24 protein-coding genes are annotated in these 22,512 nt (G+C 56.9%); 10 read left to right on the top strand and 14 right to left on the bottom strand.

The genetic code is table 11. The annotated features are described in order from the left end of the window. Nucleotides 1-139: 139 nt before the first annotated feature. The gene (locus tag PbB2_RS14660) at nucleotides 140-1,732 is read left to right on the top strand and encodes a sodium:solute symporter (protein WP_108986131.1); all 1,593 of its coding nucleotides are present in this window, start codon (nucleotides 140-142) and stop codon (nucleotides 1,730-1,732) included. A gap of 12 nt (nucleotides 1,733-1,744) precedes the next feature. On the opposite strand, the gene PbB2_RS14655 is transcribed toward PbB2_RS14660, so the two are convergent. The 3 genes from PbB2_RS14655 to PbB2_RS14645 form a co-directional block, all read right to left on the bottom strand. Further along, nucleotides 1,745-1,975 carry a hypothetical protein gene (locus PbB2_RS14655; RefSeq protein ID WP_238165037.1) on the bottom strand — a complete coding sequence of 77 codons (231 nt, stop codon included), beginning with the start codon at nucleotides 1,973-1,975 and terminating at the stop codon, nucleotides 1,745-1,747. Nucleotides 1,976-2,162: 187 nt separating this feature from the next. Beyond that, nucleotides 2,163-3,206: a ribonucleotide-diphosphate reductase subunit beta gene (locus PbB2_RS14650; RefSeq protein ID WP_108986130.1), complete on the bottom strand. Its 1,044-nt coding sequence runs from the start codon at nucleotides 3,204-3,206 to the stop codon at nucleotides 2,163-2,165. Nucleotides 3,207-3,332: 126 nt separating this feature from the next. After that, on the bottom strand, nucleotides 3,333-3,833 hold the full coding sequence (locus tag PbB2_RS14645) for a GNAT family N-acetyltransferase (RefSeq protein ID WP_108986129.1): 501 nt from the start codon (nucleotides 3,831-3,833) through the stop codon (nucleotides 3,333-3,335). Nucleotides 3,834-3,943: 110 nt separating this feature from the next. On the opposite strand from PbB2_RS14645, the gene PbB2_RS14640 reads away from it, so the two are divergent. Next, nucleotides 3,944-4,567: a hypothetical protein gene (locus tag PbB2_RS14640; RefSeq protein ID WP_108986128.1), complete on the top strand. Its 624-nt coding sequence runs from the start codon at nucleotides 3,944-3,946 to the stop codon at nucleotides 4,565-4,567. 12 nt (nucleotides 4,568-4,579) lie between these two features. Here PbB2_RS14640 and PbB2_RS14635 read toward each other — a convergent pair whose 3' ends face one another. Next, nucleotides 4,580-6,481: a ribonucleoside-diphosphate reductase subunit alpha gene (locus tag PbB2_RS14635; RefSeq protein ID WP_108986127.1), complete on the bottom strand. Its 1,902-nt coding sequence runs from the start codon at nucleotides 6,479-6,481 to the stop codon at nucleotides 4,580-4,582. A gap of 408 nt (nucleotides 6,482-6,889) precedes the next feature. Next, nucleotides 6,890-8,140 carry a serine hydrolase domain-containing protein gene (locus PbB2_RS14630; RefSeq protein ID WP_192576370.1) on the bottom strand — a complete coding sequence of 417 codons (1,251 nt, stop codon included), beginning with the start codon at nucleotides 8,138-8,140 and terminating at the stop codon, nucleotides 6,890-6,892. An 85-nt stretch (nucleotides 8,141-8,225) separates the two neighbouring features. Here PbB2_RS14630 and PbB2_RS14625 point away from each other — a divergent pair, with 85 nt between their 5' ends. The 3 genes from PbB2_RS14625 to udk are packed head-to-tail and all read left to right on the top strand — an operon-like array spanning nucleotide 8,226 to nucleotide 9,598. After that, nucleotides 8,226-8,582 carry a hypothetical protein gene (locus PbB2_RS14625; RefSeq protein ID WP_108986125.1) on the top strand — a complete coding sequence of 119 codons (357 nt, stop codon included), beginning with the start codon at nucleotides 8,226-8,228 and terminating at the stop codon, nucleotides 8,580-8,582. 31 nt (nucleotides 8,583-8,613) lie between these two features. Continuing rightward, nucleotides 8,614-8,934, top strand: a complete 321-nt coding sequence (locus PbB2_RS14620) for a heavy metal-binding domain-containing protein (RefSeq protein WP_108986124.1) — start codon at nucleotides 8,614-8,616, stop codon at nucleotides 8,932-8,934. 4 nt (nucleotides 8,935-8,938) lie between these two features. Further along, entirely contained in the window at nucleotides 8,939-9,598 is a 660-nt protein-coding gene (gene udk, locus PbB2_RS14615) for a uridine kinase (RefSeq protein ID WP_108986123.1), read from the top strand. A gap of 76 nt (nucleotides 9,599-9,674) precedes the next feature. Here the strand turns inward: udk and PbB2_RS14610 are convergent, their stop codons facing one another. The 4 genes from PbB2_RS14610 to PbB2_RS14595 all read right to left on the bottom strand — a co-directional run bounded on the left by PbB2_RS14610 (nucleotide 9,675) and on the right by PbB2_RS14595 (nucleotide 13,767). Next, complete coding sequence (locus PbB2_RS14610; protein ID WP_108986122.1) at nucleotides 9,675-11,081, bottom strand: NAD(P)(+) transhydrogenase (Re/Si-specific) subunit beta; 1,407 nt, start codon at nucleotides 11,079-11,081, stop codon at nucleotides 9,675-9,677. A gap of 1 nt (nucleotide 11,082) precedes the next feature. Beyond that, entirely contained in the window at nucleotides 11,083-11,424 is a 342-nt protein-coding gene (locus PbB2_RS14605; RefSeq protein WP_108986121.1) for an NAD(P) transhydrogenase subunit alpha part 2, read from the bottom strand. 9 nt (nucleotides 11,425-11,433) lie between these two features. Next, nucleotides 11,434-12,570: a Re/Si-specific NAD(P)(+) transhydrogenase subunit alpha gene (locus tag PbB2_RS14600; RefSeq protein ID WP_108986120.1), complete on the bottom strand. Its 1,137-nt coding sequence runs from the start codon at nucleotides 12,568-12,570 to the stop codon at nucleotides 11,434-11,436. Between the two features lie 96 nt (nucleotides 12,571-12,666). Then, nucleotides 12,667-13,767 (bottom strand): aromatic ring-hydroxylating oxygenase subunit alpha, encoded by a 1,101-nt coding sequence (locus PbB2_RS14595; protein ID WP_108986119.1) that lies wholly within the window; start codon nucleotides 13,765-13,767, stop codon nucleotides 12,667-12,669. A 119-nt stretch (nucleotides 13,768-13,886) separates the two neighbouring features. Between PbB2_RS14595 and PbB2_RS14590 the strand changes: the two genes are divergently transcribed. The 4 genes from PbB2_RS14590 to PbB2_RS14575 all read left to right on the top strand — a co-directional run bounded on the left by PbB2_RS14590 (nucleotide 13,887) and on the right by PbB2_RS14575 (nucleotide 15,779). Beyond that, nucleotides 13,887-14,327 carry a hypothetical protein gene (locus PbB2_RS14590; RefSeq protein WP_108986118.1) on the top strand — a complete coding sequence of 147 codons (441 nt, stop codon included), beginning with the start codon at nucleotides 13,887-13,889 and terminating at the stop codon, nucleotides 14,325-14,327. Between the two features lie 74 nt (nucleotides 14,328-14,401). Continuing rightward, nucleotides 14,402-14,809, top strand: coding sequence for a DUF6249 domain-containing protein (locus tag PbB2_RS14585; protein WP_108986117.1), 408 nt, complete (start codon nucleotides 14,402-14,404; stop codon nucleotides 14,807-14,809). A 26-nt stretch (nucleotides 14,810-14,835) separates the two neighbouring features. Next, the gene (locus tag PbB2_RS14580; RefSeq protein WP_108986116.1) at nucleotides 14,836-15,453 is read left to right on the top strand and encodes an RNA polymerase sigma factor; all 618 of its coding nucleotides are present in this window, start codon (nucleotides 14,836-14,838) and stop codon (nucleotides 15,451-15,453) included. After that, on the top strand, nucleotides 15,450-15,779 hold the full coding sequence (locus tag PbB2_RS14575) for a hypothetical protein (protein ID WP_108986115.1): 330 nt from the start codon (nucleotides 15,450-15,452) through the stop codon (nucleotides 15,777-15,779). Before PbB2_RS14580 ends, PbB2_RS14575 begins: the two co-directional genes overlap by 4 nt. Here PbB2_RS14575 and rimO read toward each other — a convergent pair. After that, nucleotides 15,776-17,104: a 30S ribosomal protein S12 methylthiotransferase RimO gene (rimO, locus tag PbB2_RS14570; RefSeq protein ID WP_108986114.1), complete on the bottom strand. Its 1,329-nt coding sequence runs from the start codon at nucleotides 17,102-17,104 to the stop codon at nucleotides 15,776-15,778. The two genes, PbB2_RS14575 and rimO, sit on opposite strands and share 4 nt — an antisense overlap. Before the next feature lie 319 nt (nucleotides 17,105-17,423). Between rimO and PbB2_RS14565 the strand changes: the two genes are divergently transcribed. After that, on the top strand, nucleotides 17,424-17,738 hold the full coding sequence (locus tag PbB2_RS14565) for a hypothetical protein (protein WP_133245845.1): 315 nt from the start codon (nucleotides 17,424-17,426) through the stop codon (nucleotides 17,736-17,738). Between the two features lie 578 nt (nucleotides 17,739-18,316). Here the strand turns inward: PbB2_RS14565 and pnp are convergent. From pnp to rbfA, 4 genes are all read right to left on the bottom strand, one after another. Then, the gene (gene pnp, locus PbB2_RS14560; protein ID WP_108986177.1) at nucleotides 18,317-20,524 is read right to left on the bottom strand and encodes a polyribonucleotide nucleotidyltransferase; all 2,208 of its coding nucleotides are present in this window, start codon (nucleotides 20,522-20,524) and stop codon (nucleotides 18,317-18,319) included. Nucleotides 20,525-20,763: 239 nt separating this feature from the next. Beyond that, the gene (rpsO, locus tag PbB2_RS14555) at nucleotides 20,764-21,033 is read right to left on the bottom strand and encodes a 30S ribosomal protein S15 (RefSeq protein WP_108986176.1); all 270 of its coding nucleotides are present in this window, start codon (nucleotides 21,031-21,033) and stop codon (nucleotides 20,764-20,766) included. Nucleotides 21,034-21,061: 28 nt separating this feature from the next. Then, complete coding sequence (gene truB / locus PbB2_RS14550; RefSeq protein WP_108986112.1) at nucleotides 21,062-22,024, bottom strand: tRNA pseudouridine(55) synthase TruB; 963 nt, start codon at nucleotides 22,022-22,024, stop codon at nucleotides 21,062-21,064. Further along, on the bottom strand, nucleotides 22,024-22,431 hold the full coding sequence (gene rbfA, locus PbB2_RS14545) for a 30S ribosome-binding factor RbfA (protein WP_108986111.1): 408 nt from the start codon (nucleotides 22,429-22,431) through the stop codon (nucleotides 22,024-22,026). The genes truB and rbfA overlap by 1 nt, the downstream gene beginning before the upstream one ends. Nucleotides 22,432-22,512 lie beyond the last annotated feature (81 nt).

The raw sequence follows: 22,512 nt of genomic DNA, 5'->3' as shown, positions 1-22,512 counted from the left end.
CAAGTCAAAGTCGGATCGGCTGCCAATTCTCACCTGACACGGTTGTCGAACCGGTTTGCTCACTTTAGCGTGATCGTAAGAAGAGGTGGGTCGGGTCAGTCAAAGGGCCCAGCCAGAGCCTGCGATGAGGGGGAAAAGCATGGACACGCTACAGGCCTCAATGGCCGGTTTGGACTGGATCATCGTGTTTGGCTATCTGGCAGGCATCATTCTGCTGGGATTAATTGCGTCCCGCGGGCAGACCGACGCCAAGGATTACTTCCTCGCATCGCGCGCCGCGACGTGGCCGACCATTGGACTGGCACTGATTGGTTCCAATATTTCGGCAACAACGCTGATTGGTCTGGCCGGGGCTGCCTATACGATCGGGATTTCCGTATTCAATTACGAATGGATGGCCACGGTCATTCTGGCGATTTATTGTATCTTTGTGCTGCCGGCCGTGCTGCGTAGCCAAGTCTACACAATGCCGGAATTTCTTGAGCGGCGTTATTCTGGCTCAATCCGGCTCTACTTCTCCGGCTTGACGATTTTCCTCAATATTGTGGTTGATACCGCGTCGACCCTGTTTGGCGGTGCCATCCTGTTTAAGCTGTTATTCCCCAGTCTGGCATTGTGGGAAATTGCCGCGATTCTGGCGGTCACGGCTGGGCTTTATACGGCTTTGGGTGGTTTGCGCGCCGTGATGGTGACTGAAGTGGTCCAGACTGTGCTTCTCTTGGGGGCCTCGGTGTTCATCGCCTATTTTGCCTTCGACAAAGCCGGTGGTTGGAATCAGGTTATGAGCCAAGTCGATCCTGAAAAACTCAGCCTGATCCGCCCTAATGATGATCCCGGGGTGCCGTGGTTTGGCCTGATCACCGGCGTGCCTCTTTTGGGGTTTTATTTCTGGTGTACCAATCAATTCATGGCCCAGCGGGTGATGAGTGCCAAGACGCTGGACCATGGCCGTTGGGGCAGCCTGTTTGCCGGGGTACTCAAACTACCCATCCTATTTCTGATGGTTCTGCCGGGCACTGCGGCCATTCTGATTTATCCCAATCTGGAAAAGGGTGACATGGTTTATCCGACCCTGATCTTTGATCTTCTGCCTGTTGGCATTGTTGGGATTGTAATCGCGGGGTTTTTGGCCGCCATCATGAGTTCAATTGCCTCAACCTTCAACTCAGCCTCCACGCTGGTGACAATGGACTTTGCCCGCAAACTGGCACCAACCCTCAGCCAGGCAGCTTTGGTGCGCATTGGCAGGATCGCCACTTTGGTGCTGATGGTGCTGTCAATTGCTTGGATACCGGTGATCGAAAAACACGCCGATTCGTTGTGGCAATATATCCAAGCCGTCTTGGCCTATGCCGTACCGCCTATTGTCGCCTTATTCTTAGCGGGCTTGTTCTGGAAGCGGGCGAATGCCACAGGTGCACGCATCGGCCTTGTACTTGGTACCGCAACCGGCATTTATCTCTTCATCGTCATCGCGGTGACTGAAACGCTGAATATGCATTTTCTCATCGCGGCCTGTGTGATTTTCGCGGTTGCCTTGGCAGGCGTGGTGGCTGGTTCATTCTTAGCCCCAGCCCCATCACTTGATCAGATTGAGACCTTGATGTGGAAAAAGGCTGACTATGACGCCGAAACCGCCCATTTGCGCACCCAGCCGCTGTGGCAGAATTACCGGCTACAGGCGCTTGTCTTGATTGGCATCACGGCCGTTCTGGTCTGGGTGTGGCGTTAGGGCCATTTGCCTTCAATGGATGGTTGGGGTTTGTCGTCCCAGCCGACCATTGAGCGCATCTTCCAGCAGGGCGCGCAGCCCACGCCAGGCATCAGCAACAGGTTTTGAGCCTTCGCTTTCCAGATCTGTGATGGTGCGGTCGGCAATGGCCACCGCATCTTCACCATGGGTGTCCACCAAGGCCCAGGCAATCTGGGTTAGGCTGTCGAGGCCAACAAGATCAAGCCGCATGTCGAAGGTCATCCTTTCGACAGGGTCCCCTTCAAGTCGCGTGCCAGTCAGAATGGCCCAGAACATAGGGCATGTGCGCGGCCAGGTTGACCGGCCCGGCAAGAGGTGCCGACCCATCCTGCCGTCTACCCGGCAAAAATGACAAACGCAGGCCTGGTGATCCCAGACCTGCGTTCAGGATTGGAGACTGCCGCTCAAATCAGTCGAGCAGCTCAGATTCCTTGGACCGCTTCTCCAGCATGCGATCAAACATCGACCACACACCATCCTCACCATGCCAGTCGCCCTTGGTCGCGCCCTTTGAATATTCAGTGGCACGGGCCTCAAAGAAATTGGCGTGTTCCACGCCGTTGAGCAGCGGGCTCAACCACGGCAGCGGATGCTCAGTAATGCCGTAAATGGTGGGCAATTCGAGCTGGGACAGACGCCAATCGGCAATATAGCGGATGTAGGACTTGATATCCGCTGGCACCATGCCTTGAACAGGACCCATTTCGAACGCCAGATCGATAAACTTGTCTTCCAGCTTCACCACAGTCTTGCAGCAATCAACGATGTCGTCTTTGACCGAGGCGCTCAATTTGCCGGTCTCACGGGCATAGGTATGGAACAGTTTGACGATGCCCTCGCAATGCAGGCTTTCATCGCGCACAGACCACGACACAATCTGGCCCATCCCCTTCATCTTGTTAAAGCGGGGGAAATTCATCAGCATGGCAAACGAGGCAAATAGCTGCAGGCCTTCGGTAAAGCCGCCAAACATGGCCAAGGTCCGCAGCACATCTTCTTCGGTATCGACGCCAAAATCCTGCATATAGGTATGTTTGTCGCGCATCGCCTCATATTCCATGAAGGCGGAGAATTCCGAATCGGGCATGCCGATGGTTTCCAGCAACAAGGCATAGGCCGCGATATGCACCGTCTCGATATTGGAGAAGGCCGACAGCATCATCTTGATTTCGGTCGGTTTGAATACACGGGCGTAACGCTCCATGTAATTATCATTCACTTCGACGTCGGATTGGGTGAAAAAGCGGAAAATCTGAGTCAACAGATTGCGCTCATTATCATTGAGGCGCGTTGCCCAATCCTTGCAATCCTCACCCAGTGGCACTTCCTCGGGCAACCAGTGGACTTGCTGCTGGCGTTTCCAGAAATCATAGGCCCAGGGATAACGGAACGGTTTGTAGCTGTGCGACGGCGTTACCAGTCCAATCATCTTTCCCTGATCACCAAATGCCATTCTATGCCCCCATATCGTGTGTGTGTTGCGATCTGCGCCCCTAGATATAGATGGCCGCATGGTTAAGACCAGCTTAACAAGATCGGTGAAACACGAAATAGGCTTGGCCTGATTCTCTGGTGTTGTTCACAGACTTTTTTGCAAGATTACGACATCAAGCTCGCGCCCGAACTTCTGGCCAACATGGCGCAGCACCCCGACATGCGCAAAGCCCATCGCCCGGTGAAGGCTGATTGAGGCATGATTGTCGCTGTCACCAATTACCGCCAGCATCTGGCTATAACCCTTGGCAGTACATTGCTGGATCAGCTCACTTAAAAGGGCCCGGCCAATCCCATGGCCCATGGCGTTTTGAGCGACATAAACCGAGTCCTCGACCGTGCAATCATAGGCTGGCCGCTCGCGAAACGGACCAGCATAGGCATATCCCAACACGTGGCCGGTGCCGTCACACGCCACCAACCAAGGGCTGCCGCGCGCCGCAATCTTGACCATCCGCGCGGTCATCTCGCTCAGCGATGGAGGTTCAATCTCAAAAGTGCCAGTGCCCGTTTTGACATGATGCGCATAGATTGCTTGAATGGCAGCCGCATCGTCGAGCGTGGCAGGTCGCAGTGAAACATACATGGCAAAACACTGCCACAGATAGTCGTGGTAACGCAATCACCCAGTGGCGACGGCGCCCCCTGCTACTGATCAGTTTGATCATTCTGAGTTGGATTTGCCTAAATCTCGGCATGGTAGTGGCCGCTTGGATGCGCTCCTATTACGCACCGATTGAACCCGTACCGCGTGCGGCTACCCTTGATTTGCGGCAAGACAAGTCAACGCCGGGTCGCATCATCACCATCATCGCCACCAAGCCGACCCCGTCCAAAGGCGATTTTATCGGCCATTTGTGGCTTGAATGGCCAGACACACCGCCACTGGCAAAGCCTGGCACACGCGAGGCGGGCTATTATGCACATGATCAGCTTGAGGCGATTAGGGCCATGGCCGCCGCCCTCATCCTGCCCTGGGGCGCTGTGACCGGGCAGGACTTCGTCCCCGGCCTGATGAAGGTTGATGATGGCTGGTGGCGGCATTTGCAAGTCCATGTCCGCGTTGATGAGGCCCGCTATCAGGCAGCCCTTGTTGTGGATCGGCGCTGGCGCGGCGAAACACGCTACCGGTTACGCCCGGCCCTGATCGGCCCCGACCGGGGCAAGACCTTTGGCTGTCAGGATTATGTGTTCGATGTCGCACAGGCCTTGGGGCTCGACACCAGCCAGAGAGGCTGGACCGAATTCCCGATGGGCTCATTCCTGCATTTTGCGCGGGTGAATAAGATTGCGATTGTAGGGCAGGTGGAAAAACACTAAGCGCCCGGCCGCCTATTGGCAGGCCAAGCACTCGTCATAATTGGTGGGCGCGCTGCCCGCCATATCAACCACATCCTCGCCCTTTTGGGTTGAGCCTGCGATCTGGGCGCGCTGGACGGACTTCGAGCGGCAATAATACAGGCTCTTGATGCCCTTTTCCCATGCCGTCCAATGCAGCATGTGCAGGTCCCACTTGTCCACATCGCCGGGGATAAAGACGTTCAAGCTCTGGCCCTGGCAGATATAGGGCGTGCGATCCGCCGCCAATTCAATCACCCAACGCTGATCCAGCTCAAATGCGGTCTTATAGACCGACTTTTCCAGATCCGTCAGGCACTCAAGATGCTGGACCGAGCCCTCATTCTCCAAGATCGAGGTCCAGGTCGCATCATTATTGGCACCCTTGCTTTCCAGCAATTTGGCCAGATAGGGATTTTTGACCGAGAACGAGCCCGACAAGGTCTTGTGGGTATAGATATTGGCCGGGATGGGTTCGATCCCGGCGCTGGTCCCGCCGCAGATGATTGAGATTGACGCCGTTGGCGCAATCGCCAGCTTGTGGGTGAAGCGGGCCATCACGCCTTGCTCTGCCGCATCGGGGCAAGGCCCACGCTCTTGTGCCAATTTCACCGACGCTGCATCGGCAGCCTGCCGCACCTGCTTAAAGATGCGCATGTTCCAGCTTTTCGCCATCGCGCTTTCAAATGGAACGCCTTGCGATTGCAGGAAGGAATGCAGCCCCATGATCCCAAGGCCGACTGAGCGCTCCCGGAAGGCCGAATAGGTGGCGCGCTCCATCTCATCAGGTGCCCGCTGGATGAAGTCTTCCAACACATTGTCGAGGAAACGGAACACGTCCTCGATAAAGTTGGGGTCGTCCTTCCATTCCAAATAGGTTTCGGCATTGAGCGAGGACAAGCAACACACGGCAGTGCGGTCCTTGCCCAAATGATCCCGCCCCGTGTGCAGCATGATTTCGCTGCACAGATTGGACTGGCGAACTTTAAAGCCCAGTTTGCGCTGGTGAGCCGGCATCGCCTTGTTCACCGTATCAACGAACAGCAGATACGGCTCGCCGGTTTGCAGGCGGAGGTCGAGGATTTTCTGCCAGATCTTGCGCGCCTTGACCTTGCGAACCACGTCTTGGGTCTTGGGGCTCAAAAGCTCAAACTCGTCATCGGTGCGCACCGCCTCCATGAAGGCGTCGGTGATGTTGATTCCATGGTGCAAGTTCAGGCTCTTGCGGTTGAAATCGCCCGATGGTTTGCGGATTTCCAGAAACTCTTCGATCTCGGGATGATGGACATCGAGATAAACCGCCGCCGACCCACGGCGCAGTGATCCTTGCGAAATCGCCAATGTCAGTGAGTCCATCACCCGAATGAAAGGAATGATGCCGCTGGTATGGCCATTGGCCCCAATCTTTTCCCCGATAGAGCGCACATTGCCCCAATAGGTTCCGATCCCACCGCCATTGGAGGCCAGCCAGACATTTTCATTCCAAGACGACACGATGCCGTCGAGACTGTCGTCCACCGAATTGAGGAAGCACGAGATCGGCAGACCGCGCTCAGCCCCGCCATTGGACAAGACTGGTGTGGCAGGCATGAACCACAATTTGGAGATATAATCATACAGGCGCTGGGCGTGGGCAATGTCGTCGGCATAGGCGGTGGCGACCCGGGCGAACATGTCCTGATAGCTTTCGCCCTGCAGAAGATAGCGATCTTCCAGCGTGGTTTTGCCAAAGTCAGTCAAGAGCGCGTCGCGCGACCGGTCGACCTTAACACTTTCAACGATGCGCAATTGAACGGCTTTGGGTTTGCCCCGATGCACTGCCCGCCGTGCGATTGCCGGCGCTGCACTGGCGACAGCTTCAATGGCATTGGCAGTCGCTGCATCATTCCCGTTCATTCTTTCCGCTCCCAATTTTTGTCCAGCCTGTCAGCCGTCCAGAACACCCGATTCCTCCGCCTTTGAACAGCCCCAATTTGGGCCCTGCTCACAGGTTCTCGCGCGCAAATCACATTTTTGCACAGCGATGTCGGGTTCTGGCCTTCTGCCTAGACTTTGCGCCCACCCCCTCAGGAAGACACCATATATAGTGGCTGTGCCCCGTTTCCCGGGTCAATGGTGTTTTTCACCGAAAATGCGTTTTTCAGTTAACAAGCTCTTAATAACAGTTCGGGCGTGGAAGGGATTCTTCATCAAGATGAAGGGTGAAACCCGCCCAAGTGCCCGCAAAACAGGCTCAGGCATGCGACAAGAAACCCTTGGGTCGCAATGTGGGGGTTTTGGGGGCGAAATTAGCTCGGAGGCGAATCAGCCAGGATTTGACGAACCTGTGGGTGCAGTCTTGGTGGGAAAGGCATCCACGATGGGTTGAACCCAAGCACCCAGATCTTCCCAACCTGATTCGCTGCGCATCAGGCCCAACCGCACAATGACGAGGTCCTTAGAGGGGATGACGCCAATCCACTGACCTTGGAACCCATGGGCCTCAAAGGAATCATACGGGCCCTTTTTCAACAAACCCTGTTGGTTGGGCAGGCTCAACCACCAATGCGCCCCATAAGCTGTTGCCCCTTCTGCCGTCGTCGGGGTCCGCAAAAAATCAACATAGCCTTCAGGTAATATGCGCTTGCCGTCCCATACCCCGTCACGCAGGTGCAACAGGCCAAAGCGCGCCCAGTCCTGAGCCGTGGCATGCATCAGGGAAGAGGCATAGAAATTGCCGGCCAGATCAAACTCCACCGCCACATTATTCATGCCAATCGGACGGAATAGGCGCTCATACATAAAATTGCGATAGCGCTCAGCCCCCGTGGGATCACGCAAATCACGCTGGGCAACAGCTCGACTGAGTGCGGCGGAGATTAAATTGGTGGTGCCGGAAGAGTAGCGCCAATGCGTACCGGGGGCGAACTCAACGGGTTTGCTTGCCACATAATCAACGATGTTTTCCCGCCCCGGCCCGAACAGCATTTTGGCGGCATCATTGGTGATCGGGTCTTCATAGCCGTCTTCGCGCCAGCGCAGACCATCCGTCATGTGCAGAGCCTGCCGGATTGTGATGGCACGGCGCGGGTCACCATCTTCCCAGAGTGGCTCATTCAAAGGCTGGTCGAGCTTGATTTTGCCGTCCAGCACCGCAATGCCCACCAAGCTGGCGGTCACACTTTTGGCCATCGACCAAGACACCAGCTTCGACTTTTCATCAAAACCCTGACCATAGCGCTCTGCCACGATCCGGCCGCCTTGGACGATGATGACCGCGCGGGTTTCCCCCATCGGCCCATCGGTTCGCAAGAAGGCGGCATCCAACTGGCGCTGAATGACGGGGGAAGCGGCCGAGGGCAGGGGACCACGAGGCCAGGTATCCGTCGGAAACGGCACACCTGCTGGCTGGGGAGGCAGTGGAACCAAGCCTGCTTTGGCTGCTGCGGCCATATCGACCTTGCGGCTATCTTGGGCAACCACCAAGCCGGCAAGCCCCAAAGCCATTGAACTGGCCAAGGCCAGCCCAAACCAGATCTTGCGGGACTGAATCGTGGGATTTCTGCGTGTCTGCATGGCGCGGCGCAACATTAGCCTCTAGATGAACAGGACGGACCGGATTAGGCTGGCCCTTCGACAGCTTTATAGGGTTATATGCCGCGTGCGCAAACTGCCTTCCTTCTCAACGATTATCGGCATTGTCCTCATTGTCATTTTCGTCATCGGACTTGGCGTTGCCTATCAGGCACGCAAATATGGCGAAGTTGCCGCTGGCTTCATCGCTCGCCAGATGTGTAGCTGTCTTTATGTCCAAAACCGAGATGAGCAATCCTGTCGCGCCGAAATCGGTTCCCAGATTGACGGGGCTCAAATCGTCTATCTCGATGAGCGGGTGATTGTGAATTTCTCTGGCCTCAATCAGGCAGAAGCGCGGCTGAAGCCGGGATATGGCTGCAATGTGCAAGATTTTGTCGGCAGTATGCCGGCCCCGGTTCTCAAAGAACCTGTCAATGATTGAGCCCGTCGGCACGCGATCAAAGGAGTAAGGCATGATTGTCACCACCACGGATTCGGTTGAAGGCCGTAAAGTCGTTCAATATCTGGGCATTGTCGCTGGTGAAGCCGTGATCGGGGCGAATGTGTTTCGCGATTTGTTTGCCGGGATCCGCGACGTCATCGGTGGCCGGAGCGGGGCTTATGAAAAGACGCTGCGCGAAGCTCGCCAGATTGCGATTGACGAGTTGATCAATGAAGCCCGCGCCTTAGGCGCTGATGCGGTGGTCGGTGTCTCGGTTGATTTTGAAGGCGGGGTCCATCAGGGTTCAATGATGATGGTGGCTGCCAGCGGCACGGCTGTTAGGCTCGGTTAGAGGCGTGGCCAAATCTCCTTTTCTTGTCGCCATCAGTGGGGGCTCTGGCTCGGGCAAGACCACAACGGCAGCTCAATTGGCCTTGTTATTGCGGCCGCTGACCGCACGCATTCTCTCGCAAGACGACTATTATAAGGATAGCCGGTCTTTGCCGGGCTTTGATCCGGCAAGCTATGATTTTGACACGCCAGAGGCCCGAGATCACGTGCTCTTGGCCAGCCATCTGGCGGCGCTGAAGGCGGGCCAGGGCATTGACGTGCCCATCTATGACTTCACCATCCACGGTCGACGCGCGGCGACACACCGGCTGGAACCATGTGATGTGGTGATCCTCGAAGGCACTCACACCTTGTGCGATCCAGCCATTTACGAGCAATGCGACTTGCGGGTGTTCGTCGACACACCTGCCGACATCCGCTTGCTTCGACGGCTCTTGCGCGACATACATGAGCGCGGTCGCACCCCAGAGACGGTGGCCGCCCAATATCTCTCCACGGTCCGGCCCGCCTATGAGCGCTGGACCGGACCAAGCCGCTTGAATGCCGATCTCATTGTTTCAGGCGGGACTGGTGTTCAAGGCGCGCAATCGGAAACCGCGTTTGCAGCAGCAGCTCAAGTGGCCGCTGCCGTCCGCAAGGCCTTAGGCCTACCACCAATCGGTTAAACTGTGATGTGCCACGACAAAAGCGGCCGGGACGACCCGACCGCTTTATCGTGTTATGCGCGCTGAAAACAGCCGACTAAAGCGATTTGACGATTGCTTCGGTCATTTTCTTGGCGTCTGCAAACAGCATCATCGTGTTGTCGCGGAAGAATAATTCATTCTCCACGCCCGCATAGCCAGAGCCCATGCCGCGCTTGATGAACAGCACCGTCTTGGCCTTCTCGACATCAAGGATCGGCATACCAAAAATCGGGCTTTGAGGATCCGTTTTGGCGGACGGATTGGTGACGTCATTGGCACCGATCACATAGGCCACATCGGCCTGCCCGAATTCTGAATTGATATCCTCAAGCTCGAACACTTCATCATAAGGCACTTGGGCTTCGGCGAGCAGCACATTCATGTGCCCGGGCATGCGGCCTGCCACCGGATGGATGGCATATTTGACTTCAACGCCTTCGGCCTTCAGCTTGTCGGCCATCTCCTTCAGCGCATGCTGGGCTTGAGCGACGGCCATGCCGTAACCCGGTACGATGATGACCCGCTCGGCATTCTTCATAATGAAGGCTGCATCATCTGCACTGCCTTGTTTGACGGGGCGGGTCTCAATCCGGCCACCCTCCGCAGCAGCCCCATCCGCGGCACCGAAACCACCCAAAATCACCGAGATGAAGCTGCGGTTCATGCCTTTACACATAATGTAGGACAAGATCGCCCCGGATGAGCCAACCAAGGCGCCTGTAATGATCAGCGCATTATTTTCGAGAGTGAAACCCAAGGCTGCCGCAGCCCAACCCGAATAGGAGTTGAGCATGGAGACCACGACCGGCATGTCTGCCCCGCCGATTGGAATAATCAGGGTGACACCCAACAGGAAGGACAATCCCACCAGCGCCCAGAAGGCCCACAGTGCAGCACCTTGCGTCACGATCAGGGTAACAATCAGAGCAATGATTGCGACAAGGATCAACACATTCAACACATGCCGCGCCGGCAAAATGATGGGGGCACCACTCATATTGCCGTTGAGTTTGGCAAAGGCGATCAATGAGCCGGTAAAGGTGATCGACCCGATTGCCACGCCCAGACCCATTTCAATGAGCGACGCAGTTTTGATCCCACCGGTTTCAAGTGCGATATGGAAAGCAGCGGGGCTGTACATGGCGGCCCCAGCAATCAGCACAGCGGCCAAACCGACAAGCGAATGGAAGGCAGCGACCAGTTGTGGCATGCTGGTCATGGCGATTTTGCGGGCCAAAAGGGCCCCAATCCCGCCACCGACTGCGGTCGCAGTCACAATCAGACCAATCGTCGTGATATCAAGCTGCACAGCCAGCAAGGTGGTGACGACCGAAATCGCCATGCCGATTATGCCGTAGAGATTGCCTTGGCGGCTGGTTTCGGGACTCGACAAGCCTCGCAAGGCTAGAATGAACAGAACCCCAGAGACGAGGTAAAGAAGGGCTGCAACTGATGGCGACATCTTAATGCCCGCCCTTTCCAGGAGCGGCACGCTCCTTCTTCTTATACATGGCCAACATACGCTGGGTCACCAGAAAGCCACCAAAAATGTTTACGGCTGCCAAGGCGACCGCAAGCGCCCCCATGCCCCGCGACACCCAAGTGGCCCCATCTGCACCCCCGCCTGGCAGGGTCGCGGCAGCAGCAACAAGAGCCCCCACGACCACAACCGAAGAGATCGCATTCGTGACAGCCATCAGGGGCGTATGCAGGGCGGGCGTCACGCTCCACACCACATAATAGCCAACAAAAATCGCCAGGACGAAAATGGCGAGACGGAAAACGGTGGGATCAACGGCTTCCATGTTCAATCCTCATGCTGTGGTCAGAGAGGGATGTACGACCGCGCCGTCGCGGGTCAGCAGCATGCCCTGGATGATGTCGTCGTCATAATGGGGTCCAAACGCCTTGCCGTCGCCATCGGTGAGAAGCGGCAAGAGGTTCAAGAGGTTTTTTGCGTAAAGGGCGCTGGCATCGGCGGCCAAACGACCGGGCAGATTGGCAAAGCCGGCAATCGTTACCCCATTATCGGTCACCACCAATTGGTCAGGCTTTGACAAGGGGCAATTGCCGCCCTGTTCCACGGCCAGATCCACAATGACACTGCCGGGCTTCATCTTGGCCACCATCTCCGGGGTGACCAGCACAGGGGCGGGACGACCGGGAATCAAAGCAGTTGTGATCACCACATCCTGCTTGGCGATATGGTCGGCCACCAAGGCTGCCTGTTTGGCCTGATATTCCGCACTCATCGGCTTGGCATAGCCAGCCGCAGTTTCAGCTGCCTTGAACTCTTCGTCCTCAACAGCGATGAATTTCGCACCCAAAGAGGCGACTTGTTCTTTGGCCGCTGGGCGTACGTCCGTGGCGGTCACAATGGCCCCAAGCCGACGGGCGGTCGCAATCGCCTGCAGGCCCGCAACACCGGCACCCATCACAAAGCATTTGGCAGCCGCCACGGTTCCCGCCGCGGTCATCATCATCGGGAAGCCACGGCCATATAGGGCAGCCCCTTCAATAACAGCGCGATAGCCAGCCAAATTGGCTTGTGAGGACAATGCGTCCATCGCCTGGGCTCGGGTAATGCGTGGGGTAAATTCCATCGACAGCGCCACGACACCTGCTTTTGCCGCTGCCTCGATCAGGGCCTTATCACCATAGGGGGTCCAGAAAGCGACCACGCCGGCACCTTTGGGCACAAGCTTCAACTCCGCCTCCGTCGGGCGGCGCACTTTCAAGACAAGCTCAGCCCCTTTGAGGGCCGACTTTGCATCAGCCGCAATCTCTGCCCCGGCTTCCACGAACATATGATCGGGCGAAGCCGCCCCAGCCCCGGCCCCGGTTTCAATCACGACCTGATGGCCTGCGGCACTGATCTTCTTGATCGTTTCCGGCGAGGCCGCCACCCGGGTTTCCCCGTCGCGCGTTTCCTTCAAAATCGCTATTCGCATGAAGCTGTTTCTCCCCTGAGCCCCTGCCACTGCTTGGTGAACACGATGGCGAACCTGATAGCCTGACGCAAGCCTTATCGTGGTGATAGAAAGATCTCAGCTGCGCCAGGTCAAGCGTTGCGGCCGGATCGGATTGTCAAATGGCCGCCCCTCGGCCCGACTTTGTGCCCATTCCCTTTTGAGCTTGTTGTACCACTTAGCTTGCACGTCGATATCGTCAATCCACAACATGGCCTTGGTAAAGGGAAGGCCGGTGTTTTGCAGATCGACCATGCGGCCATCTTGGTCAAGAAACTCGCGTGCTGCCGGGATCAAAATTGGCTTGATCACATCCAAGAGCGGGGCTGACGTCCAATAGCTGATCTGTGTGATCTGGGTGGATTTGCCGTCAATCGGCGTGAGGCAAGTTAAGGTAAAGAATTGACTGCGTTCATTTTCTACCACTTCCCAACGAAAGCCTGGCAGCATGAAGACGATTTCAGTTGTCACCGATGCCCCAAATAACAAGCGATAAGCCAGCGAATTGGATGACGGCGCATGGCGGGCAATTGCCCAGCCATGAAGGCGGGGCTCGAACTGCTTTTCCTTCAGCTTCAAGCCAACGGAGGGGGGCCGCCACCACCATTGATTATGCACGAAGGGGACGTGAGCAGGGTCCATGAGGCCGACAACAGCATTATCCATGTGGGCGTCAAACACCCGACTGACCACAAACTTTGGCTTCTCAGCCATGATGGCGAACTCTGGGGCGGCAACCGCCGGGATGCCATCAAATCGGGGGTCGGCAGAGATATAGATGAAGACAAGGCCATGGCGCTCAACATAGGGATAATGGCGCACCTTCACGCGGGAGGCTTCATAGGGCTGGCCGTCAACCAGTGAGGGCATCAATTTACACACCCCGTCGGCTCCAAAGCGCCAGCCGTGATAGGGGCATTCAACAGTCGCCTCCCCGGCGGTCTGAACCTGTCTTCCCGCCGAAAGCGGAACCGCCCGATGCGGGCAGACATCGCGCATCGCCAGCACGTCGCCCTTGGCCGTTCGGCCTAACAGAACAGGTTCCCCCAGAATCATGCGGCGAAATTGCTTGCCAGCTTTGAGCTCCGCAGACGTGGCGGCAAAGTACCAGCAGTCCAGCAAGAGACCATCCGCGGACAGGGCAGGATTGGGGGACAGGGAAGATGCGTCATCAGCCATCCTCCATCTATAGACCAATTCTGTTCGCGCGAAAAACATCCAAGAATGTGGAAAATATTTGCATCCAATTCTGTGGGCTGTGGCGTTTCATTCATATCCGACCACGAAAGGATCACGACATGAAAAACCTCCCCAACCTCATCGCCGCCGCAAGTTTGTTCGCCAGTTTCGGCTTTATTGGGACAGTTCAAGCGACGGTGGCTCCGATGCCTTCCCACCCTCAGATTGCTCAACCAATCCAAGGGAAAGCCCTTCGTTCTGCCAATCAGGCCTTGGCGCGTGACTTAGCCCAGCCTACCAGCCGCCGCATTTTGTGCCACGCTTCAGGCCGACAGGCCTTCAGTATGCGCACCTGCGCTGCCCTCGGCCTGTTACAACCACAAGCCGATGGCGAAGGCCGCAGTCTTAGCATTGATGAGCTTAAGGCCAACCGCGCCCTATGGCAGTCTTTGCCGATGCGGGTGCGCCAGGACTTGGAGACTTATGATGTGGTGGAAATTTCCCGCCAGCGCACAAATGCCCCTCAAGCCCCGGTGGGTGACTCACAGCCGGTGCAGTAAGCCTGCATCCAAACTCTGTTGCGGCGGCGTTGTAATGTGAAATGGTCGCCGTGCCACTCAAAAGGAAAGAGACTATGGAAATGATTGGTGAGCTTGTTCCGTTTGCTTTGTTTGCCTGCATTACGATTGGTGTGTTGGCAGGCTTTTATTGGAACCTAAAAGTGCGCGAAGGCCAGCAGGAAACGCTGCGCCAAGTCATTGCCTCAGGTCAAAAGCTGGATGAAACCACGCTGAAACTGATGGTAAAGGCACCGAATTCGCCGGAAATGGACCTAAGAGCAGGTGTCATCAGCGTGATGATGGGTTTTGGCTTCTGCGCTGCCGGCGGAATTGCCAAACTGACCTTTTCAGATGATGGCTCAAGTTTCGGAACGGTCCTGATCCTGATCGGTGTGGTGCTCGCCTTTACCGGTGCAGGCCAATTCTTGAGTTGGCATCTGCGCCGCCCCACCCCCTCTGCCGCTCAGTCCAATCCGCAATAGGACGCGGCGGAGAGCGACCCGGGGTTATGACCGTGCAATCCAGTCAAGCGCTTGTCAGCCATGTTGATGAAGCTTTGGTCAAACGCGCCCGTGCGGGTTCCTCCAATGCGTTTGAACAGCTGGTGCGCCGTCATCAGGCCCCGTTGCGCGCCTTCCTGTGCCGGATGGTCACCGAGCCAAGCTTGGCGGACGATCTGGCACAGGAGACCTTTTTGAAGGCTTGGAAAGCCCTGCCGCGCTGGCGCGGTACTGAGGGAGACGGCAGCAGTTTTCGCGGCTGGTTGTTTTCCATTGCCATCAATACAGCACGCGATCAGCGCCGCAGTCTGACCCGGGCACAAAAGCGTGACACCGCATGGCACGCCGAGCAGGATCAGAACACAAGCACTGAAGCTGGGATGGCCGCTCGGCTCGATCTGGACCGTATTCTTCAAGCCCTATCGCCGGATCAAAGACTGGTGGTTTCGCTTTGTTTCGGGGCAGGCCTAACCCATGCCGAGGCAGCCCAAGCCCTGTCCATGCCGCTCGGCACCGTCAAAAGCCACGCCCAGCGTGGGCGTGACCGGGCGCTGGACCTCATGCGGGACTTGCGCCCGTCGGCTCCGACCGCCACACTTCTTGTCTCAGAAAGTCCCAAGCCATGACCGAAGACGATCTTGCCCTTAAGGCCTTGTTTCACGAGGCGGCTAATCTCGATGCGGCCGCGCCCGGCGAGGCTTTTGTCGCATCCGTGATGCAGGACGTCCGGGCCGATCAGGTCCGTCGACAGATTTGGCGCGAGGCGGCATTCATCCTGGTGGCTGTCTTGCTGTTCAGCGGGATTGCGCTTCTGGCCCCGACCGGCCTGCGCGAGATCGAAGCAATGCTGATGGCAAGTGCGGCTCTCTATGGTCTTTCGCCGCAGGCGGTCATGCTGACGCTGTTGTTGAGCCTCAGTTTTGGGGGCTGGTGGCTGGCAACCAAAAGCTAGATCGCTTCGCCAACCAAATCATAATCACCTGCTTCAACAATGCGCGCGCGCACAATGTCACCTGGCTTAACTTTCTTGAAGCCATGCAGCTCAATTGCGCCATCCACATCCGGGGCATCCCAGACCGTGCGGCCGATCGGGCCTTCATCGTCGATCTCGTCGATAATCACATCGACTTGCTTGCCAACCTTGGTTGCCAGCCGCTGTTCTGATACGTCGCGGGCCACCTCCATGAAGCGGTGCCAGCGTTCTTCTTTCACGTCTTCCGGCACCTGATGATCCAGCTCGCGCGATGCTGCGTGGACGACGTTTTCATATTTGAAACAGCCGACCCGGTCGATTTGGCCTTCCCGCATGAAGTCGAGCAGCAACTGGAAGTCCTCCTCCGTCTCGCCGGGGAAGCCGACGATAAAGGTCGATCGGATGGCGAGATCAGGGCATTCAGACCGCCATTTGGCGATGCGGGCAGTCTGTTTTTCCTGATTGGCCGGGCGGCGCATCGCCTTGAGGACTTTCGGGCTTGCATGCTGGAACGGAATGTCGAGATAGGGCAGGATTTTACCCTCTGCCATCAAGGGGATGACCTCATCCACATGTGGGTAGGGATAGACGTAATGCAGACGGACCCAAGCCCCGAGTCTGCCCAGATCTTGGCAGAGATCAAGGAATTTGGCGCGATACTCCCGCTCCTTCCAGCGACTTGTGGCATAACCAATATCCAGCCCATAGGCCGAGGTATCCTGGCTGATCACCAGCAATTCCTTCACCCCCGCTGAAACCAGCTTTTCAGCCTCGGCCATCACATGTGCGGCAGGTCGTGATACCAGATCACCCCGCAGCTTCGGGATGATGCAAAAGGAACACCGATTATTGCAGCCTTCTGAAATCTTCAGATAGGCATAATGGCGTGGGGTTAGCTTCACGCCGCTATCAGGAACCAGATCCAGAAAGGGGTCGTGGCGCGGGGGCAAAGCCTCATGTACCGCGCTCATCACGCTTTCATATTGCTGCGGACCGGTAATGGCCAGCACATTGGGATGACGTTCGCGGATCACCTCAGGTTCCGCCCCCAGGCATCCTGTAACAATCACCTTGCCATTTTCGGCGATGGCCTCACCGATGGCTTCAAGGCTTTCTTCCCGCGCACTGTCGAGAAAGCCGCAAGTGTTGACCAGAACCAAGTCGGCCCCGTCATAATCGGGCGCAATCTGATAGCCCTCCGCCCGCAGGCGGGTAATGATCCGCTCGCTATCAACCAGGGCCTTTGGGCAACCCAGTGAAACGATACCAACTTTCGGGATGGACTTTTCAAGCGCGTCTGTCATCGGCTGGCTTTAGCGCGCAGGCTTCGACGGGGCAAGGCGGGTGCGTCTTGTGATGCCCCAAGTTCCAGATTAGTGATTCGGTTACTTGGAGGAAAGCCATGCTTGAAAGCGAGCGACAAGACATGCTGAGACAGCTTGAAGAGGCGAAACTCAGGTCCCAAAAAATGTCTCGGGATGAGATTATTGAGAAGCTTGTGCGTGACGGATTCCTCACTGCTGACGGCGAGCTCACTCCAAAATATGGCGGAGAAGCTGCCTCAGCCGCCTAGATATCGATCTTCGCGAAAGCCAAAGCCTGCTGATCGAATCGTATGAGAGCTTGAAGGTCGAATTCGCCAGCATCGGCAAGCCTCTACCGATGAACAGGAAGTCAAAGGGCGATAACCGGGATATTGCCGTACTGAGATACCTCGATTGCGCCGTTATTAATCGCCTCAATCTTTCAGTGACGACCGGCTTTGATACTGTTCGAGGATTGTTTGTAGAGGGCGAGCCAATCTTTGAGGGTGCGCAAATCTATCACAAGACACATTCTGAAATCGCCGTCAGAAGCATAGACTGCATTAAAGGCTACTTTTTGCCCGATCTCGTAGACCTTGGGCTTGCAGTTAAAACAGAGCCAGTTGGAGCCTGATATCCAACACACAAACCGCTTCCAGATAACAAGCTACCCACACGATTGTCATCCCGGACGGCGTAGCCGATCCGGGATCTTTTTCCGCAAGTGTGCATATGCGCAACGAGGTCCCCGCTCTTCGCTCCGGCGGAGATGACAGTGGTTTGTTGGAAGGGTTCTTATCTGGACGCGCTTTGGTGATCCCCATGGTCCACCAAACCGCTGTAACAATTGTTTCTGCGACATCTGGGTAGTCAAGTGTCCGTTTTCTTCGAAAACGGATCGCTTGCGACGCAGCGAAGCTGCGCACTTGACGACCCAGCTGTCGCGCTCAAACTCGATGGACCGTTTTGGTGAAACGCAAGGTGCACCAAAACGGTTCCAGATTAAAGAAAACCACCCACACCCGTGTCATCCCGGACGGCGAAGCCGATCCGGGACCTCCGAGCGCAGGGGCGCAAAAGCGCATGTGCGTGACGAGGTCCCCGTTCTTCGCTGCGGAGGGGATGACAGCGGTAAAGATGTGCAAGCAGGGCAAACCAAAACGGCGACCCCCGAAGGGATCGCCGCTGGTAAGTATGAGAAAAGAGAAACGCTTAGTCGCGACGGCGGCGGGGGCGTTCGCTCCGCTCACGGGGTTGATCGACCTCTTCTGGCTCGCCCCGTTCAGCCCGTTCGGCCTTCAGCTTCTCTTCAATGTCTTCGCCAGTCTCTTGATCGACGACCTTCATCGACAACCGAGTCTTGCCGCGATCATCAAAGCCCATCAGCTTGACCTTCACAGTGTCGCCTTCCTTGACCACATCGGTCACATTGGCAACCTTGCGGTTGGCCAATTGCGAGATATGGACGAGGCCATCCTTGGCACCGAAGAAGTTCACGAAGGCCCCGAATTCCATCACTTTGACGACTTTGCCTTCGTAGATTTTGCCCACTTCGGCTTCATCAGTGATGCTCTTCACCCACTTCACGGCGGCATCAATCTTGTCTTGATCGGATGCGGCGACTTTCACGCTGCCATCATCTTCGATCGAGATTTTCGCACCGGTCTTTTCGACGATCTCGCGGATCACTTTGCCGCCGGTGCCGATCACTTCGCGGATCTTGTCGGTCGGGATGGTGAAGGAGACGATCTTTGGTGCAAAGGCATTGAGCTCACCCCGGGCGCCGGTCAAGGACTTGGCCATTTCGCCCAGAATGTGCATCCGGCCAGCATGGGCACGGGTGAGGGCGACCTTCATGATCTCCTCAGTGATGCCGGCCACCTTGATGTCCATTTGCAGCGAGGTGATGCCATTCTCGGTTCCAGCAACCTTGAAGTCCATGTCACCCAAATGATCTTCGTCACCAAGAATGTCGGTCAGCACTTCGAAGCTGCCGTCATCCTGCAACACCAGACCCATGGCCACACCGGCAACAGGTGCGCTGATTGGGGCACCTGCATCCATCAAAGCCAAAGAGGCCCCGCAGACCGACGCCATCGAGGACGAGCCGTTGGATTCAGTGATCTCTGAGACCAGACGGATGGTGTAGGGGAATTGCTCTTGGCTTGGCAGAACAGCCTGCATGGCCCGCCAAGCGAGCTTGCCGTGACCGATTTCACGACGGCCGGCACCACCCATGCGGCCGACCTCGCCCACCGAATACGGAGGAAAGTTATAGTGCAGCATGAAGCGCTCTTTATAAGTGCCTTCCAGCCCATCGATAAACTGCTCATCATCGGCAGTGCCCAGCGTGGCCACAACCAGTGCTTGGGTTTCACCACGGGTGAACAAGGACGAACCATGCGCCCGTGGCAGCACGCCGACTTCAGCAAGGATCGGACGAACCTTGTCGACCGGACGGCCATCGATACGGCGACCTTCCTTCACGATGGCCGTGCGCACGATGTCGCTTTCAACTTCCTTGCAAACGGCCTTGAACAGCGAGCCATCCATGCCGTCTGGCTTGGTCTCAGAGGCCACCAATGCCTCTTCTGCCCGCTTTTTGGCGGCACCAACGGCATCCTGACGGCTGCCTTTGTCGGCGATGCGATAGGCTGCATCAATCTCGGCCCCGATCAGATCCTTCACCGCCTTATATTCGGCGCTGTGATCTTCGGCCTGGAAGTCCCAAGGCTCCTTGGCGGCTTGTTCGGCCAGCGAGATGATCAGGTCGATCACGGGCTGCATGGCCTTATGGGCAAACGATACCCCGCCCAACACGATTTCTTCGGACAATTCATAGATTTCCGATTCCACCATCATGACGGCGTCGGCGGTCCCTGCAACCACCAGATCCATATCGCTTTCTTTGAGCTGTTCCACAGTCGGGTTGAGCACATAGTCGCCATTGATATAGCCAACGCGGGCAGCGGCGATTGGGCCCATGAAAGGCAGACCCGACAGCACGAGTGCTGCTGAAGATGCCACCATCGCCACAATATCAGGATCATTTTCCTGATCGTGTGACAGCGTAGTTGCCACCACTTGGGTTTCGTTCTTGAAGCCCTTGGCAAACAAGGGGCGGATTGGGCGGTCGATCAGGCGCGAGACCAGAGTTTCCTTCTCGGTCGGGCGGCCTTCACGCTTGAAATAGCCGCCAGGAATACGGCCAGCTGCGTAGAATTTTTCCTGATAATTCACAGTCAGGGGGAAAAAGTCGATCCCTGGCTTGGCAGAGCGTGCGCCAACGGCAGTCGCCAGCACTTGGGTATCGCCATAAGTGGCCAGAACGGCCCCATCGGCCTGGCGCGCCATGCGGCCAGTTTCGAGCGTCAACGTGCGTCCGCCCCATTCGAGCGAAACAGTCTTTATGTCAAACATCATCATTCCTTCTGGCAGATCAACGGGCCTTCCCGTTGCTGCCGCCTACAAACTTGGCCCAGGCCTTCCTGAACCAAGGGGTCCGGCGTCCTTGCCGGAGAAGGCACCCACCCCATGTGGGAGCCATCTTTCGTACCGGGGTAGAGCAATCCACCCCTGATCTGGTCGCGTCACGCCACCAGACCAATAGCAAAAGGGCGGCGCATGCCGCACCGCCCTTTGTGTCCTGTTATGATGCCTTAACGGCGCAGACCATGCTTGCTGATGATGGCCTGATAGCGTGCCACATCGCGCGACTTCACATAGTCGAGCAGACGGCGACGCAACGACACCATTGCAAGGAGACCACGACGGGAGTGGTTGTCCTTCTTATGGGTCTTGAAATGCTCGGTCAGATTGGCAATCCGTTCGGTCAGGATTGCGATCTGGACTTCTGGGCTGCCCGTGTCATTCGCGGCCAGTCCATGTTCTTTCATGATTTCGAGCTTGCGCTCTGGTGATACCGACATCGTGGTTTCCTTTGGGTTGGCGGCGGGTTCAATCGCGCGCACTGAGTTGAAACACCCGGATCGGTTCAAACCGACCCGCGCGTGCGTCTCCGATTGCCACGGCTTGGCCATGCAGAAGGGCCAAGGCTGCCCGGCTCATATCTTCGCCGGAAACAATTCTTGGCTTGCGCTTGCTGCGCAACTCTTCAACCTGGTGGGGGAGAAGAACAATCCCGCGGCCTTGCCGCAGCCTGAAAGCCTCTTCCGCTGTTACGGCCAGCGCCGGGATGTCGTCCAGCGCGGTCTCAACTGGCAAAAGGCCTTCGGACGCGGCGTCGCTATGGCACAATTCCTGAAGCTTTTCCAGTGTTATTGCTGCGCTCTCGTGGAAGGGGCCGACCGATGTGCGACGCAGGGCGCTGACATGGCCCTCAGCACCAAGGACAGAGGCCAGATCGCGCGCCAAGGCGCGGACGTAAAATCCCTTGCCACAGCGGCATTCAATGGTGGCGTGATCGGCATCAGGCATATCGACCAAATGGGCCTCATGCAGCACGACGGTGCGTGCTTGAAGTTCAGGCACTTCGCCATCACGGGCCAGATCATAGGCCCGCTCACCGGCAACTTTGATCGCGCTATAGATTGGTGGAACCTGCTGGATCTCACCGATAAAGCCTGCCAGAGCCTCTTCGATCGCAGTCTTACTGGGCCGGACATCCGACGTGGCGATGATTTTGCCTTCCCGGTCTTGGGTGTCGGTTGAAGCACCCCAGGCGATGGTGAAGCGATAGGATTTTTCGGCCTCCATCAACCAAGCCACGGTCTTGGTGGCCTCACCCAGTGCGATCGGCAAAATGCCAGTCGCCAAGGGGTCGAGTGTGCCGGCATGGCCCGCCTTGCGCGCATCAAATGCCCGACGCACGCGGGTTACGGCATCGGTGGAGGTGAGGTGGAGGTCTTTATCCAGCACCAACCAGCCATGCACGTCCTGACCTTTTTTGCGACGCGACATCAGGCCTCGTCCCCAGACTTTGCCAGATCAGCACGCACCTTGGGGTCGTTGAACAGCTCATTCATCTTCGAGGCTGCGTCATACGAGGTATCTGCAATGAAGCGCAGGTCCGGGGTAAATTTGGTCGCCAGTACACGTCCACATTCACCGCGCAGGAAACGGGCGGCCCGATTCAGCGCAGCGGCAATCTCGTCGGCATCTTCAATTCCCAAAGCAGCCACAAAGACAGTCGCATGCTTGAGGTCAGGGCTCATACGCACCTCACCCACGGTGATGCTCTTGCCTGCCAAGGCCGGATCACGAATGTCGCCCCGACGCAGGATATCAACCAAGACGTGGCGGATATTTTCCCCCGCCCGCAATTGCCGCTGGCTTGGGCCTAAGGATGAGTCGAAACGATTTGACATGATGCTTCTGCCTGATGCGCACATGCTGGTGTCGGCCAGACATGGCGGAGGATAAGAAATGGCCCGGAGCGGGCATTCCCC

The organism is Candidatus Phycosocius bacilliformis (genome assembly GCF_003112735.1).
Classification (GTDB): domain Bacteria; phylum Pseudomonadota; class Alphaproteobacteria; order Caulobacterales; family Aquidulcibacteraceae; genus Aquidulcibacter; species Aquidulcibacter bacilliformis.
Note: the sequence above shows the minus strand (reverse complement) of the source record. Positions and strands in the feature narration are given on the sequence as shown.

What these genes read in the sequence shown, in the direction of transcription:
- PbB2_RS14660 (WP_108986131.1), top strand. Translation starts at nt 140, where the DNA reads ATGGACACGCTACAGGCCTCAATGGCCGGTTTGGACTGGATCATCGTG.
- PbB2_RS14655 (WP_238165037.1), bottom strand. Translation starts at nt 1,975, where the DNA reads ATGACCTTCGACATGCGGCTTGATCTTGTTGGCCTCGACAGCCTAACC.
- PbB2_RS14650 (WP_108986130.1), bottom strand. Translation starts at nt 3,206, where the DNA reads ATGGCATTTGGTGATCAGGGAAAGATGATTGGACTGGTAACGCCGTCG.
- PbB2_RS14645 (WP_108986129.1), bottom strand. Translation starts at nt 3,833, where the DNA reads ATGTATGTTTCACTGCGACCTGCCACGCTCGACGATGCGGCTGCCATT.
- PbB2_RS14640 (WP_108986128.1), top strand. Translation starts at nt 3,944, where the DNA reads ATGGTAGTGGCCGCTTGGATGCGCTCCTATTACGCACCGATTGAACCC.
- PbB2_RS14635 (WP_108986127.1), bottom strand. Translation starts at nt 6,481, where the DNA reads ATGAACGGGAATGATGCAGCGACTGCCAATGCCATTGAAGCTGTCGCC.
- PbB2_RS14630 (WP_192576370.1), bottom strand. Translation starts at nt 8,140, where the DNA reads ATGCAGACACGCAGAAATCCCACGATTCAGTCCCGCAAGATCTGGTTT.
- PbB2_RS14620 (WP_108986124.1), top strand. Translation starts at nt 8,614, where the DNA reads ATGATTGTCACCACCACGGATTCGGTTGAAGGCCGTAAAGTCGTTCAA.
- PbB2_RS14610 (WP_108986122.1), bottom strand. Translation starts at nt 11,081, where the DNA reads ATGTCGCCATCAGTTGCAGCCCTTCTTTACCTCGTCTCTGGGGTTCTG.
- PbB2_RS14605 (WP_108986121.1), bottom strand. Translation starts at nt 11,424, where the DNA reads ATGGAAGCCGTTGATCCCACCGTTTTCCGTCTCGCCATTTTCGTCCTG.
- PbB2_RS14600 (WP_108986120.1), bottom strand. Translation starts at nt 12,570, where the DNA reads ATGCGAATAGCGATTTTGAAGGAAACGCGCGACGGGGAAACCCGGGTG.
- PbB2_RS14595 (WP_108986119.1), bottom strand. Translation starts at nt 13,767, where the DNA reads ATGGCTGATGACGCATCTTCCCTGTCCCCCAATCCTGCCCTGTCCGCG.
- PbB2_RS14590 (WP_108986118.1), top strand. Translation starts at nt 13,887, where the DNA reads ATGAAAAACCTCCCCAACCTCATCGCCGCCGCAAGTTTGTTCGCCAGT.
- PbB2_RS14585 (WP_108986117.1), top strand. Translation starts at nt 14,402, where the DNA reads ATGGAAATGATTGGTGAGCTTGTTCCGTTTGCTTTGTTTGCCTGCATT.
- PbB2_RS14580 (WP_108986116.1), top strand. Translation starts at nt 14,836, where the DNA reads ATGACCGTGCAATCCAGTCAAGCGCTTGTCAGCCATGTTGATGAAGCT.
- PbB2_RS14575 (WP_108986115.1), top strand. Translation starts at nt 15,450, where the DNA reads ATGACCGAAGACGATCTTGCCCTTAAGGCCTTGTTTCACGAGGCGGCT.
- rimO (WP_108986114.1), bottom strand. Translation starts at nt 17,104, where the DNA reads ATGACAGACGCGCTTGAAAAGTCCATCCCGAAAGTTGGTATCGTTTCA.
- pnp (WP_108986177.1), bottom strand. Translation starts at nt 20,524, where the DNA reads ATGTTTGACATAAAGACTGTTTCGCTCGAATGGGGCGGACGCACGTTG.
- rpsO (WP_108986176.1), bottom strand. Translation starts at nt 21,033, where the DNA reads ATGTCGGTATCACCAGAGCGCAAGCTCGAAATCATGAAAGAACATGGA.
- truB (WP_108986112.1), bottom strand. Translation starts at nt 22,024, where the DNA reads ATGTCGCGTCGCAAAAAAGGTCAGGACGTGCATGGCTGGTTGGTGCTG.
- rbfA (WP_108986111.1), bottom strand. Translation starts at nt 22,431, where the DNA reads ATGTCAAATCGTTTCGACTCATCCTTAGGCCCAAGCCAGCGGCAATTG.